This is a genomic window from Actinomyces sp. 594 (assembly GCF_019325145.1).
Lineage (GTDB): Bacteria > Actinomycetota > Actinomycetes > Actinomycetales > Actinomycetaceae > Actinomyces.
This window is the reverse complement of sequence record NZ_PIZC01000043.1, coordinates 1-13,376: the sequence shown is the minus strand read 5'-3', so window position 1 is coordinate 13,376 and position 13,376 is coordinate 1. Positions and strand designations below refer to the sequence as shown.

The 13,376-nt window shown below is 68.8% G+C and carries 12 protein-coding genes; 4 read left to right on the top strand and 8 right to left on the bottom strand.

Translation table 11 applies throughout. From position 1 onward, the window contains the following. Positions 1-398: 398 nt before the first annotated feature. Complete coding sequence (locus GZ998_RS07120) at positions 399-1,058, bottom strand: pentapeptide repeat-containing protein (RefSeq protein ID WP_161924865.1); 660 nt, start codon at positions 1,056-1,058, stop codon at positions 399-401. Positions 1,059-1,063: 5 nt separating this feature from the next. Next, positions 1,064-1,726 carry an ATP-binding protein gene (locus GZ998_RS07115; protein ID WP_161924864.1) on the bottom strand — a complete coding sequence of 221 codons (663 nt, stop codon included), beginning with the start codon at positions 1,724-1,726 and terminating at the stop codon, positions 1,064-1,066. 300 nt (positions 1,727-2,026) lie between these two features. On the opposite strand from GZ998_RS07115, the gene GZ998_RS07110 reads away from it, so the two are divergent. From GZ998_RS07110 to GZ998_RS07095, 4 genes are all read left to right on the top strand, one after another. Then, a complete protein-coding gene (locus GZ998_RS07110) occupies positions 2,027-3,238 on the top strand; it encodes an ROK family transcriptional regulator (protein WP_219109450.1) in 1,212 nt (403 codons plus the stop codon). A 67-nt stretch (positions 3,239-3,305) separates the two neighbouring features. After that, entirely contained in the window at positions 3,306-3,797 is a 492-nt protein-coding gene (locus tag GZ998_RS07105) for a PTS sugar transporter subunit IIA (protein WP_219109449.1), read from the top strand. Next, entirely contained in the window at positions 3,794-4,066 is a 273-nt protein-coding gene (locus GZ998_RS07100) for a PTS sugar transporter subunit IIB (protein WP_219109448.1), read from the top strand. The genes GZ998_RS07105 and GZ998_RS07100 overlap by 4 nt, the downstream gene beginning before the upstream one ends. Further along, entirely contained in the window at positions 4,063-5,541 is a 1,479-nt protein-coding gene (locus GZ998_RS07095) for a PTS ascorbate transporter subunit IIC (RefSeq protein WP_161924861.1), read from the top strand. The genes GZ998_RS07100 and GZ998_RS07095 overlap by 4 nt, the downstream gene beginning before the upstream one ends. Positions 5,542-5,686: 145 nt before the next feature. On the opposite strand, the gene GZ998_RS07090 is transcribed toward GZ998_RS07095, so the two are convergent. The 6 genes from GZ998_RS07090 to GZ998_RS07065 all read right to left on the bottom strand — a co-directional run bounded on the left by GZ998_RS07090 (position 5,687) and on the right by GZ998_RS07065 (position 12,860). Further along, a complete protein-coding gene (locus GZ998_RS07090) occupies positions 5,687-7,138 on the bottom strand; it encodes a mannitol dehydrogenase family protein (protein ID WP_219109447.1) in 1,452 nt (483 codons plus the stop codon). A gap of 121 nt (positions 7,139-7,259) precedes the next feature. Further along, complete coding sequence (locus GZ998_RS07085; protein ID WP_161924860.1) at positions 7,260-8,576, bottom strand: RbtT/DalT/CsbX family MFS transporter; 1,317 nt, start codon at positions 8,574-8,576, stop codon at positions 7,260-7,262. Between the two features lie 340 nt (positions 8,577-8,916). Next, a complete protein-coding gene (locus GZ998_RS07080) occupies positions 8,917-9,714 on the bottom strand; it encodes a DeoR/GlpR family DNA-binding transcription regulator (RefSeq protein ID WP_161924859.1) in 798 nt (265 codons plus the stop codon). A gap of 100 nt (positions 9,715-9,814) precedes the next feature. Then, the gene (locus tag GZ998_RS07075) at positions 9,815-10,468 is read right to left on the bottom strand and encodes an LUD domain-containing protein (protein WP_161924858.1); all 654 of its coding nucleotides are present in this window, start codon (positions 10,466-10,468) and stop codon (positions 9,815-9,817) included. Next, positions 10,468-12,060, bottom strand: a complete 1,593-nt coding sequence (locus tag GZ998_RS07070) for a LutB/LldF family L-lactate oxidation iron-sulfur protein (RefSeq protein ID WP_161924857.1) — start codon at positions 12,058-12,060, stop codon at positions 10,468-10,470. The genes GZ998_RS07075 and GZ998_RS07070 overlap by 1 nt, the downstream gene beginning before the upstream one ends. After that, complete coding sequence (locus GZ998_RS07065; RefSeq protein WP_219109446.1) at positions 12,060-12,860, bottom strand: (Fe-S)-binding protein; 801 nt, start codon at positions 12,858-12,860, stop codon at positions 12,060-12,062. The genes GZ998_RS07070 and GZ998_RS07065 overlap by 1 nt, the downstream gene beginning before the upstream one ends. Between the last annotated feature and the right edge of the window lie 516 nt (positions 12,861-13,376).

The following is a 13,376-nucleotide window of genomic DNA, read 5'->3' as shown; positions in this document are numbered from 1 at the left end:
GCGGCGCGGGCCTGGTGGTGGCGGGTGCTGGCGTGTGGCTTGCTTGGGTGTGTGGGCATGTTGGGGGTGGCCTCCTCGATGAGGACCCGGGCGGGACTTGCTGGGGCTTCGGCTTGGCGTTAACGCACGCAACCGTAGCGTGACCAGCAGCCGCGGCGCTACTGGCTCCATCGCGCCTGTGGAAAACCCATCACATTCCGGGCCGGCCGTGGTACCGGGCGCGCGGCCCGGGGCCGCATCTTGCTACCAGCGCTTGTGCGCCCGTACCGACCTACCTTCACCGGTACAGACCTACCTTCACCCGTACCGACCTACCTTGGGCCCTATGAGCGACCGAACTCGGTGCGCAACTTCGACCGAACTCGGCGAGGCGAAGAAAGACTGGCGGGGAGCGGCGGTTAGATGACACGAAGGCCCACATGCGCGGCGAGCGCGGGCGCGAGTTCCGCGAGTTGCTCGGCACCCACCCAGGCACCGCGCAGGCCCGCGGCGTCGTCGAGCTGATTAAGCGTGAGTCCACGCAGGTCCACGTCTTTGAGCCGACTCTCCCGGATCCGCAGCTCGCCCACGCGGCAGTCCTCGAAAGCGACCCGGTTGAGCGTGGCGGCAGTCAGGTCGAGCGTGTCCAGCGCGCAGTCGCGCAGGCGCACATCCAGCAGATTGCTCCGTCCCAGCCCCAGGAAACCGATGCGGCAGCCCTCAATCAGCACGCTGCGCCACTGCGCGTCATGACATTCGCAGGCCCCGACCCGGGAGGACTCCCAGGACACCTCACGCCACACCGACCGCTGCGCGTGCAGTTCGGAGGCGGTCAAGCGGTCCACGCGTGACTCCGCCAGGCGCAACTCCTCAAGATGAGCGCGATCGGCCCGCACGTCCTCAACTACGCACTCGACCAGCTCCAACCCGCGCAGATCCACCCCTGAGACATCGACGCCGCTGAGGCGCGCTCGGTCGACGTAGCCGCCCGCCCGCAGGACGACGGCGCCGACGGGCTCAAGATCCCGCGGCCGGATCGGTTTCGCCCGGGGCGGCCGGGGAAGCGGGGGACGAGGCACGGGACTTAGGCGGCGTCGTCGGCCCGCGACTGCTGGACGTCCGCGCCGAGGTGGCGAGCGATAGTCGCCTCGCACTCGGCGCGGTCAACCGGGCGGCAGCCCTTCGCCGCCCAGCCGGCGATCTTGGCGGGCTCCTCGCGGGCGAGCCGGAGGCCACGACGCAGCAGCACGTGTACCGGCTTACGGTGCTCGGCCAGGTCGCGGCGCAGTCGGAACCACCAGGTCTGCAGCCGTGGGCGCCGCAGTACGAGCGCATCGGCCAGTACGCCGGCCTCCCGGCAGCGGTCAACGAGCTCCGCGGCGAACACGCCCTCCGCGACGAAGGCCGGCAGGGCGTCGACGTCGAGGGTCGTGTAGTCGACCGTGGCGTTATCCGGGATTGAGTACACGGGCACGGTCGCCGTGCCCGTGGCGCACAGGTCGAGGATTGCGGTCATTGCCCGGTCTGCGTCCCATGAGGCGGGGTTGTCCCAGTCGATGGCGCTGTGGGCCTCGGCCCGGGTGACGCCTTCAGCGCCGGAGACGCCGCCGTCCAGCAGCGGCATGCCCGGCTCGTCGCCGTCGCGGTAGAAGTCGTCAAGTTTGAGCCGACGCGCGCCGCAGCGCCGCAGCAGGGACGTCTTACCGGAGCCGGACGGGCCGGCAAGCAGGATGACGCGGGTGCTCACGGTGCCCAAGGCTAGCCTGCCGGGCGGGTGCAGGTGGGCACGGCTGCGTTGTCGGGAAATGCAAATGCGGATCGGGGCGGGCGGGGTGAATCACGCGAACACGGGTTCACTGCCCGGGGCCGTCAGGAAGCCGGCGCGCGGGGCCCTGACCGGGCGCGCGGGGCCCTGACCGGGCGCGGGGCCCTGACCGGGCGCGCGGGGCCCTGACCGGGCGCGGTGGCGTGATCTCGATCCTGGGGCTGCCGCCGATTGCGGCGGATTGGGTACTATCTCGGCGAGGGGCAAGCGTGAGGCGGCGTGATGGGCAACGTTCGAGAGGCTGAGACCAGCGAACTCCTCGGGCTGATCCGTCGCGGAGAGGCGACTACCCGGCCCGAGCTTCAGGATCGTCTGCAGCTCTCGCGGGTCACGCTGGGCAAGCGGCTCGACGCGCTGCTGCGCTCGGGGCTGGTGGATGAGGCCGGTCAGGACGCCTCAACCGGTGGCAGGCCGCGCACGGTCTTCCGGATTCGCCCCGGCTGCGGCACGCTGCTAGCCGTCGACATTGGCAGCGCGCGCACCCGCCTGGCGGTGACGGACTTCGCGGGGACGATCCTGGTGCGCGATGACCGGCTACTGGACCTCTCCGGTGGTCCTGGCGCGGTACTCCCGTGGGTCCGTCGTCGTCTGCAGGCAATGGTCAAGCAAATCGGTGCCACGGGTAGCGTCCTGGGTGCGGGAGTATGCGTTCCCGGCGCGGTCGACCCCCTCTCGGGGCGCCTGGTCCACCCCGCGCTGATGCCCGGCTGGCACGGCGTGGACATCGCCGCGGAGCTGACGGGAGACTTCGATGGTGTCCCGGTGGCCGTGGGCAGTGACGTACAGGTGACCGCACTCGGCGAGTACCGGATGCGCTGGTCCAGCTCCGACGACATCGTCCTGGTTAAGGCGGGCGAGGGGATCGCCGCGGCCGCCGTGATTAATGGCGTCGTGCGCACGGGCGCCACCGGGGCGGCCGGAGAGATCGGGCACGTGCGGATTCCGGAGGGGCGGCAGTGCCGTTGCGGGCGATTCGGCTGCCTGGAGTCGGTGGCCGGTGGCTGGGCCCTGCGGGAACGGCTGAGCGCGGCCGGCTGGACGGTGGACAGTAGCGAAGAGCTCTCCGGGCTCGCCCTGCGCGGGGACTCACTGAGTATCGAGCTGCTCGAACTGTCTGCGCGACTCGTGGGCCGTGCGCTCGCCCCGGTCGTTGCGGTTCTCAATCCCTCCGCGGTGGTGGTTGCCGGTGCCCTCGCCGACGGCGGAGCAGTGTTCCTGGACCCGCTGCGGGCCGCCCTTGACGCCGTCGGGCCGCAGGAGGCCACTCGGCCGCTCATGATCGCCTCGGCGCAGTTAGGGGCGGACGCCGGCGTCGTTGGCGCGGCGCTGCTGGCCCAGGATCTACTGACTGCCCCCGCCCATCTGGACATGCTGCTGTCCCGGGTGACCTCGCGGCGACCGGCTCCAGACAGTTTTGTAAAGCTCTTTACATAACGGGCCTGCGGCCGGTATCGTCATGCTCACCGGAACCCACCGGCCCATATGACGAGAAGAGGCAATGATGGCCGCTCTCACTCTGTCCACCGCCTTACCGGATACCTCCTTCCGGCTCGACGTCGACGCGACCGACTGGCGCGGCGCACTCCGGCTCGCGGGCGAGGGGCTCACCGCTTCCGGGGCGGCGACGCCCGAATACACCGAGGAGATGATCGCGGCCGTTGAGGAGCACGGTCCCTACATTGTGATCGCTCCGGGGCTCGCCTTGGCGCACTCGCGGCCCTCCCCGGCTGTGCTGCGCACCGGCATGAGCTGGGTGCGGCTGGTGCACCCCGTCGAGTTCGGCAGCCCGAACGATCCGGTGCGTCACATCATCGGCTTGGCCGCCAAGGACGAGCGCGAGCACCTGGATGTCATGGCCGCCCTCGCCCGTGCTCTGTCAGACCCCGCCTCGCGCGCGGAGCTGGACCGTGCACCCACCCCGGCGGCGCTCCGCGGACTGCTTGACCCCAGCTCAACCGATACCACCACCTCTACCGGATTGGAAGAAGAATGAACATCACCTGCGTCTGCGGCATGGGCATCGGCACCTCGATGCTGCTGAAGATGAACGTCGAGCAGGCCGCCGCCTCGCTCGGCCTGGACGCCGACGTCTCCACCTCCGATATCGGCACCGCCAAGGGCGCCGCGCAGAGCGCCGACCTGATTATCACCTCCGCCGAGCTGGCCGAGGAGCTCACGGGCCTGTCCGCCCCGATCGCCGTGGTCCACAACTTCACTGACATCTCTGAGATCGAGGCCGCCCTAAGGGAGAAGACCCAGTGAACGTGCTGGTTGCGGTACTCGATTTCATCAGCCAGGAGATCCTCAACGTTCCCGCCTACCTGATCGGTATCGTCGCAGCTGTCGGCCTGATCGCCCTGCGCAAGTCTGCCGGGCAGGTCATCGGCGGGGGACTCAAGGCCGCAATGGGCTACCTGATCCTCGGCGCCGGCGCCACGGTGGTGACCAGCTCCTTGGCCCCCTTCGGCGACCTCATCTTCAGGGTCACCGGGGCCCACGGCGTGGTCCCGACCAACGAGGTCATCACCGCCCAGGCCGCGAGCGAGTACGGGACCACCTCCGCCTACCTCATCGTGCTCAGCTTCTTGATCATGCTGCTGCTGGCCAGGTTCAGCCCGCTGAAGTACGTGTTCCTGACCGGACACCACATGGTGTTCATGGCGACGCTGCTGGCCGTGGTCCTCTCGGTGGGCTTCGGCCCCGGGCACTCCGCCCTCGTGGTAGTGATCGGCTCGGTGCTTATGGGCACCATCATGGTGGTGATGCCGACGTTCGCCCAGCCGTACATGAACCGGGTGACCGGGGATGACAAGCTGGCGGTCGGGCACTTCAACACGGTCGGTTACCTGTTGGCGGGCGCGCTCGGCAGCGCCGTCGGTAAGCGTTCGCGCTCTACCGAGGACATGAAGTTTCCGCAGGGGCTGCGCTTCCTGCGCGACTCCATGGTCTCGACGACGCTGCTCATGCTGGTCCTGTACCTGGTGTTCGCCGTCTGGGGGATTGTCGCCGTGCCCAAGGAGGAGCTAATGGGCGTCTTCGAGGGGGCTCAGACCTCCGACACCTACGGCTCCTACATCATGGCGGCCTTCGCCCAGGCGCTGCAGTTCGGAATCGGCGTCAGCATCATCCTGTATGGGGTGCGCATCATCCTCGGTGAGCTGGTTCCCGCGTTCCAGGGAATCGCCAACCGGGTGGTGCCCGGCGCCAAGCCCGCGCTCGACATCCCGATCGTATTCCCCTTTGGGCCCAACGCCTCCCTGATCGGATTCATCGCCTCCTTCGTGGGCGGTCTGGCGTCTTTGGCGCTGATTGCCGTCTGGTTCGGTCCTGCTTGGGGGATGGCGCTGATCCTGCCCGGCATGGTCCCGCACTTCTTCGACGGCGGCGGCGCCGGTGTATTCGGCAATGCCACAGGCGGGCGTCGCGGTGCGATTCTGGGCGGTTTCGTCAATGGCGTGCTTATCACCTTCCTGCCCGCCGCGCTGCTGACCGTCATGGGTTCACTCGGTTTGGCCAATTCCACCTTTGGTGACGCCGACTTCGGCTGGTTCGGTTCGATCGTGGGGCTGCTCAGTCGTCTGGGGGCCGTCGGCGGCTCGCTCAGCGCACTCGCCTTCGGCGCGATCCTGTTCGCGGTTGCTTGGTGGTACCAGGTGCGACTGGTGAACACCGGCTGGCTGCCCGCCGCCGAGCGGGCGGCACGGCAGGAGGAGAACAAGGCGACGGCGGCCGGCTGATTCAGCGCGGCTCTGTTAATCCGACGCATCCGACGGGCCCGGCGACCAAAGTCGCCGGGCCCGTCATTGGTGCCGGTTTCGGTGTGTTACAAGTGCCGGTTTGGGCGTGTAACGAGTGCCGGTCTCGGTGAAGGGAGTCGGGTGATCATTCAGGCGAGCCGAGCAGGGCGCGCATGCGGGCGCGGGCGCCCTCGCGCTTGAGCGCCGCCAGCTCCTCGGTGTAGGCGGTGCGGAAGCGCTCGTCGTCGGCCAGGTCGCCGAAGATCTCCCGGTTGCCGATGAAGCCGAGCTCGTCGCCCGCCTCCTGCTTCTCCGCGAAGGGCCGCAGGTCGTCGGCCACCGGGATCGCCTCCCCGTTCTCGTCGGTGCCGAGCACCCCCAGCGACCAGGCGGCGCACATGGCCGCGCCCAGGCGGATCGGCCCGCCCGCGGCGAGGTTGTCGCGCACGGTCGGCAGCACGAACTTCGGCATGCCGGAGGGGCCGAACTGCGCCAGCCGCAGCAGCGTGTCCGCGATCGCCTCATTGGTGAAGCGCTCGAAGAGCGTGTCGATGTACTCATCCAGGTCGATGCCCGGCACGGGCAGCAGCCGCGGCCGCGCCTCGCGCTCCAGGTAGGTGCGCACCCAGGCGGCGATGTCGCCGTCGGCGGCGGCCGTGTGCGCGTACTCCATGCCCAGCAGCCGCCCCCAGTGCGCCAGGCCCTGGTGGGAGGCGTTCAGCAGCCGCAGCTTCATCAGCTCGTAGGGGACGACGTCGTCGACCATCTGCACCCCGACCTCCTCGTAGGGTGGGCGCCCGGCGGGGAAGTCGTCCTCCAGCACCCACTGGGTGAAGGGCTCGGCCACCACCGGCCAGGCGTCCTCCACGCCCAGCTCGGCGCGCACCTCCTCAATATCGGCGGGGGTGGTCTGCGGGGTGATGCGGTCAACCATGCAGTTGGGGAAGGCGACGTTGGCGTCGATCCAGTCCGCCAGCTCCGGGTCGGACAGGCGCGCCTGGGACACGACGGCGGTGCGGGCGATCTTCCCGTTGCCGGGCAGGTTGTCGCAGCTCATCACGGTGAAGGGTGCGACCCCGGCCTCGCGGCGCAGCCGCAGCGCCTCCACGATGTAGCCGAAGGAGGTCTCCGGCTCGCTGGGGTTGGCGGCGTCGTGGGCGGCCCCGGGGGCCTCGGCACGGAAGGTGCCGGTGGCGTCGTCGATGTTGTACCCGCCCTCGGTGACGGTCAGGGAGACGATCCGCGTGGTGGCTGCGGTCATCACCTCCAGCACGCCGGCGCGGTCCTCGGGTGCGAAGCGGTAGTCGCAGATGGAGCCGATGATCGCCGGCTCGTGGTGGCCGTCGGGGTGCTTGAGGGTCAGGCTGTACAGGAAGTCCTGCCCGGTCAGGGCGTCGCGCATGCGGGCGTCCTGGGGCAGCAGGCCCACCCCGCAGATGCCCCAGTCCAAGGCCTTGCCATCTCGCATCAGGCGGTCGAGGTACATGGCCTGGTGGGCGCGGTGGAAGCCGCCCACACCCATGTGGACGATGCCGGTGGTGATGGCGGAGCGGTCGTAGGTGGGGGCGAGGGGGGAGGCGGCGAGTGTGGTGGTCATGTTGACATCCTTGTCTTGGATCGGGTTTAGCGGTGCGGAGTCGGACGGGTTCTTGGGTCGGCTCCCGGCCGGGCCGCGGCAGGCGCCCCGGCCGGGTGACGACGGCGCTGCTGGTGCGGGATCAGGCGGTGACTGCCTCCTTGTGTGCGTCGGCGTCCTCGTCGCCGAAGGACTCGAGGATGCGGGCGTTGCCGGGCAGCTTCAGGGCGAAGCACAGGAAGAAGGAGATGACGTAGATGCCGGCCAGCGCCATGGCCACCCACAGGTAGCCGCCGGCGGTGGTCTCGTCACCCATCAGCAGGGTGACGATGGCGGGGCCCACGAAGGCGCCCAGTCCGGCACCGAGATTCAGGATGGCCAGCGCGTTGCCGGTCTCGCCGTGGGCGTGAGCGGTGATCAGCGGCGTGGTGGGTACGTGGGCGCTGAGCCCGATGCCGACGGCGGAGGTGCCCAGGGCGATCAGGAAGAAGTTCGGGCCCGCGACGATCGGGATCAGGTAGATGTAGGCCAGCGCCGCCGCCGTAATCGGGGTGGCGAACCACTGCAGGGTGTTGCGCCAGCCCAGCTTGTCACCGACCACGCCCCAGAACACGTCGCCAATGATGGCCACGAAGCCAAAGATGGAGAACTCCAGGATGGCCTGGGACTCGGGCATCCCGTAGACCTTGTGCAGGTAGACCACGTAGTAGGCCTGCATGCCGTACTGGCCGGAGAGGTTGATGACCTTCACGATGCCGCCGATGGAGACCTTCGGGTAGCGCCACAGCACGGACACGGCCGAGCCGACGGACTGCGCCACCGACTTGCCCTGGGTCTGCGCCGAGGAGGGGTGCATGCGCAGGAACAGCATGCCGATCACGCCGCCAACCGCGGCGAGGACCCAGCCGAGCCACAGGGTGGCGATGTGGCCGATGTGCGGCAGCAGCAGGCTGGAGAAGTAGGAGCCGAGCAGCTGCATGCCGAAGCTGAAGGCGAACCAGAACCAGCCGGAGACCGAGGACTGGCGTGCGGGCGGGGTCACCATCATGGTCCAGGTGAGGAACCCGTAGGCGAACATGGGATACCCGAAGCCGCGCATGCCGTAGAACAGCAGCAGCAGTGGCAGGTTGTGGCTGGGCAGGCCCACCGCGATGAACAGCGCGTCGAACACCAGGAAGGAGACCAGGCCGATCAGCATCACCCGGCGGCAGCCGATTGCGTCGCACAGGGCGCCAGAAAGGAAGGCTGCGATGGCCACCACTACGCCGTAGGAGGTAACGATCATTGAGGCCTGGGAGACGGCGAAGCCGACGGCGTCGCTGGACAGGTAGTTGGTGATCCACACCGCTTCGATCCCGTCACCGATCACGAAGATGATGACGGCCAGGAAGCCGGCCGCGAGGTTGGTGGGGAATCCGGTTTTCTGTATGGCTGCTATGAACCTGTTGGAGGAGGGCATCGTTGCTCGATCACCTTTGGTCGCTGGGTCAGGGCCGGCGTCCTTCGCCGGTAAACCCAGTTTGCGACCGGGAGGTGACCGCTTCGGTGACCGGTTGGGCACGTCAGGTTTACCGGTGTCCGGCTCCTCAAGCGCCTCGGCGACGCGGCTCAGGGCGCCCGCGAGGGGACGGCGGTTACCGAAGCCGGGCGTGCCGGTGACCGTTTCCGACAGCCTTCGCCCCAAGTGGGGACGGGAGCGGGCGAACTTGGGGCTGCAGTCGGCGGCGGCTTGGCCGCGCGCCGCCGGCTGGCGGCACCGGGTGGCTGCCAGGCTCCTGCTCCTAAAGTGCCGCTCCCGCTCAGACTCGTTCGACCTGGGGACCCAGGGCGCCAAGTCTGCGCGCCGTCGCGGCCCGCAGCTCCCGGCCGGTGATGATGCGCTCCAGCGAGCGCACGTGGCCGAAGCGCACGAAGGTGGAGTGGCCGAACTTGGTGTGGCTGCCCACCAGGATGGTGCGGTGGGCCACCGTTAGGGCTGCCTCCTTGACTGCTGCCACAGCAGGATCCGGGGTGGTCAGCCAGCCGTCATCGGTGATGCCATTGGCTCCGATGAACGCCAGGTCCGGCTCGATTCGCGCCAGCATGGCGGTGGCCCAGTGGTCGACGGCGCCGAGAGTCTTGGGCCGTATCCGGCCGCCGACGGCGATCACGGTGTAGCGGGGCCGCTCGGCCAGCTCAATCGCGGTTGGCAGGGAAGTGGTAACGACCGTGAGGGTACGGTCCTCGGGCAGGGCTCGCCCGACCAGAGCCGGCTGGTTGCCCTCGTCCAGGAATACCGTTTCTGCGTGCCCCAGGCAGGCCACGGCGGCGCGGGCAATGCGGTCCTTCTCACCGGCGTTGTGGCTGGAGCGGAAGGCGCGGCTGGTCTCATAGGTGGCGGACTCGGCGGCAGCAACCCTCCCGTAGGTGCGGATGATGCGCCCACTGGACTCCAGGTGGCGCAGGTCGCGGCGGATGGTCTCCACGGACACCCCGAATCGCCCCGGGAGCTCGGATACCTCCATCTCGCCGCGTTCCCGCAGCTCGCGGATCAGCGCCTCTCGGCGCGCCCGTGCCTCCGGGCGCGCCGAGAGCGGCTCTGGGCTACTTGCTGTCATGCGGCCGCCAGTTGCCGTGACGCCCGGTGCCGGGAGGGGAGCTGCGCCGCACCTGCCGCCGCTTTCAGCGTCGGCTTCCGCACGGGCACCAGAGTCGGCTTCAGTGTGCGATCACCACGCCCAGGTTACGCGGGCCGTGCACGCCGTTGACACGCACCAGCTCGATATCGGAAGTGGCCGAGCCGCCGGCGATCCAGGTGGTGGGGCGGGTCGGGTGCTGCCCGAGCACCTCCACCGCCTGCGGCACCGTCGGCATGATCATTTCCCGCTCCAGGACGACTACATGCTTGTCTGGAACAAGCGTGATGGCACGCCGACCCTGGTCGGGCTCCCCGTCCAGGCAGATTGTGCCGGACAGGGAGATGCCCACGCGGGAGCAGGTGACCACGGCATCGAGCTGGTCCAGCTCGAGGGTAGGGATCGGCTGCTCGCGGGAGTCCTCGCGCACCGTGCGCCCGCCGCGTGCGGCCGCGTCCTTATAGGCCTGCGGCAGCCCGGCAGGGACGACGACGCTGCGCGCATCCCCGAGCAGCTCGTCAATGGCGTCCAGGATGGCGGCATCCTTGGGGGCGCGCACGACCTTGGCGGAGTAGTCCTCGAGCTTCTCGGCCATGTCCGCGACCACCGGTTCCGAGCCGGGGGCGTCGGCGCCGACGCGAATGTAGTTGCGGGGGACCTCCCGCACGGGCCGACCCTGCTGCGAGCGGGAGATCGCTTCACGGGCGCGGGCGAGAATAGCGGTCTTGGCGTCCATCAGCGGTTCTCCTCGGTGGTGGGCTGGGCGGTGGCGTCAGCTGCGGCGTCGGTTGCCGGGCGGGCAGGAGTGATGCCCTCGGGGTGGGTGCGCTTCCACCAGTGCCGCAGCGACTCCTTGGGGGCGACGGGCAGGTCGCGCGAGCGCGTCCACAGGGAGGCGGGGAAGGGCAGGGCGCCGATCCTGCCGTCCTTCCCGAGCAGGCGGGTGGCCTTGACCCCCTCGGTGGCCGCCAGCCAGGCCTTTCCGCTGGACATGAGCGGGCCGGTGGTGTTCATGGCCACGTCCCACATGTCCGGCACCAGGCGGCGCTTGACGTCCACGCTGCGGGCCCGCAGGTGAATCAGGATGGTGGGGATGTCGATCTTGACCGGGCACACCTCCGCGCAGGCCCCGCACAGGGAGGAGGCGAAGGGCAGGGTGTGGACCGGATCGTCGTCGTCGAGCCCCTGCGTGAGCTGGGGGGTGAGGATTGAGCCGATCGGGCCGGGGTAGACCGAGCCGTAGGCGTGCCCGCCGGTGTGCTGGTAGACGGGGCAGATGTTCATGCACGAGCCGCAGCGGATGCAGGCCAGTGCCTGCCTGCCGATCGGGTCGGTGAGTACCTTCGTGCGGCCGTTGTCCATGAGGATCAGATGGAACTCCTGGGGGCCGTCGCCGGGGGTGACACCCGTCCACATGGAGGTGTAGGGGTTCATGCGCTCGCCGGTGGCGGAGCGCGGCAGCAGCTGGGTGAAGATCTCCGCATCCTGGTAGCGCGGTACCAGCTTCTCGATGCCCATCAGCGTGATCAGCGTGTCCGGCAGGGTCAGGCACATGCGGCCGTTGCCCTCGGACTCGAAGATGGAGACGGTGCCGGTCTCGGCGATGCCCATGTTGGTGCCGGAGACGGCCACGGAGGCGTGCAGGAACTTGCGGCGCAGGTGGGCGCGGGCGGCCCCGGCGAGCTCCTCGGGCTGGTCCGACAGGTCCTCGGGCGCGTCCCCCATGCGGTCCAGGAAGATGCCGCGCACCTCGGAGCGGTTGCGGTGGATCGCCGGGACCACGATGTGGGAGGGCATGTCGTCGGCGAGCTGGACGATCATCTCCGCCAGGTCGGTCTCGTGGGCGGTGATGCCCTCGTCTGCCAGGTACTCGTTGAGGTTGGTCTCCTGGGTGGCCATGGACTTGACCTTGACGACGTCGTCCACGCCCTTGGACTTGATGATGTCGGCTACGATCCGGTTGGCTTCCGCGGCGTCGCGCGCCCAGTGGACGATGCCGCCGTTGGCGGTCACATTCGCCTCGAACTGCTCCAGCAGCTCGGGCAGGCGGGAGGCGACCTCGAACTTGACGGCCTCCGCCGCGTTGCGCAGGTCCTCCCAGTCCGGCATCTCGTCCACGCGCATTTGCCGCTTGTTGCGGATGGTGCGCGTGGCGTGGCCCAGGTTGCGGCGCATCTGGGTGTTGGCAAGGGTCTTGTGTGCTCCCTCGGGGAAGGTGTGGCCCCAGCGCAGCGTGTCCTGCGGGACCTCGACGTTGGTGCGCCAGCCGCCGGTGTGGGGCTGCTCGTCGGGGGCGGAGGCGGGCATGCCTAGAAATGTCTGGGTCATCACAGTCTCACCTGGTCCTTGCTGGGCTGGAAGGAGGCGTGGCCTTCAAAGGGGGCCTCCTTGGTGGAGGCGAGGATCTCCGCCAGGTGCATTACGCGCACGCCGGAGTTGACGCGGGACAGGGCACCGCCGATGTTCATCAGGCAGGAGTAGTCACCGGTGCACAGCACCTCGGCGCCGGTGGACATGACGTTGGCGGCCTTGTCCGCCACCATGGCGGTGGAGGTGTCGGAGTTCTTGATGGAGAAGGTGCCGCCGAATCCGCAGCAGACCTTCTCATCGGGAAGCTCGATGAGGGTCAGGCCCTCGACTGCGCGCAGCAGCCGGTAGGGGCGGTCCCCCACGTGCGCCACCCGCATGGAGTGGCAGGTGGGGTGGTAGGTGACCGTGTGCGGAAAGTAGGCGCCTACGTCCTCCAGTCCGAGCACGTCAATGAGGAACTCGGAGATGTCGTAGGTGTAGTTGCTCAGCGCGTCCACGCGCTTAACCAGGGAGGAGTCGCCCACGTGCTCAGCCACCAGGCGCTGCTCGTGCCGGGCGGCGCCCGCGCAGGACCCGGAGGGGACGACGACGGCGTCCCACTCCCCGTCCAGGACCGGCTCGAAGGTCTTGACGTGGTTGGCGACGATGGAGGCGGCCTGCTTGAAGTAGCCGGTGTTGGCGTGCATCTGGCCGCAGCAGGCCTGCCCCTGGGGGAAGACCACCTCGTGGCCGAGCCGCTCGAGAATACTGACGGTGGCCTGTGCGGCCTGGGGGAACATCGTGTCTGCCAGACACGTGGCGAATAGTGCGACGCGCACGGTGTGAGGTCCTTTCCTCCACGAGATGCATTGGCGTAACCGTGACCAGGTTAGGACGGCGGCGGGAAGGTCTCCACCGGTGTGTGCGAGCACCTTCAAACTCTCTGGTTGAAGGCTGAAATCTCGCGGAAAAGTGGGGGTAGTTCGGGGTGGTGGGGGGCCTCCTCGGGCACCGCTGCGGGCGCGTTGCGGGTCACATTCCGCAACTCCGGCCTTCGGTTTTCCTCACCTGTTGCCGCGTGCGGTCGACAATGTCATCGGCTGACTCCTCCGGTTCGAGGATGCGGACGTGGAGGCTGGGGTGGTGTCCGGGGCGTGCGGCTGCTTGCGGTTGGCCACCCGGCGACGACGCTTCGGCACTTCCGACGACGCTTCGGCACTTCGCATCAGCGCTTCGTACCTTGCGGTGACGGTTCGGCACTTTAGGGTACTGTGTTGTCTCATGACTTCTGGGACTGTTGGATCTCATGACATCTGGGAGTGTCAGAAGTCGTGAGATTCTGGGAGGCCCTGGGT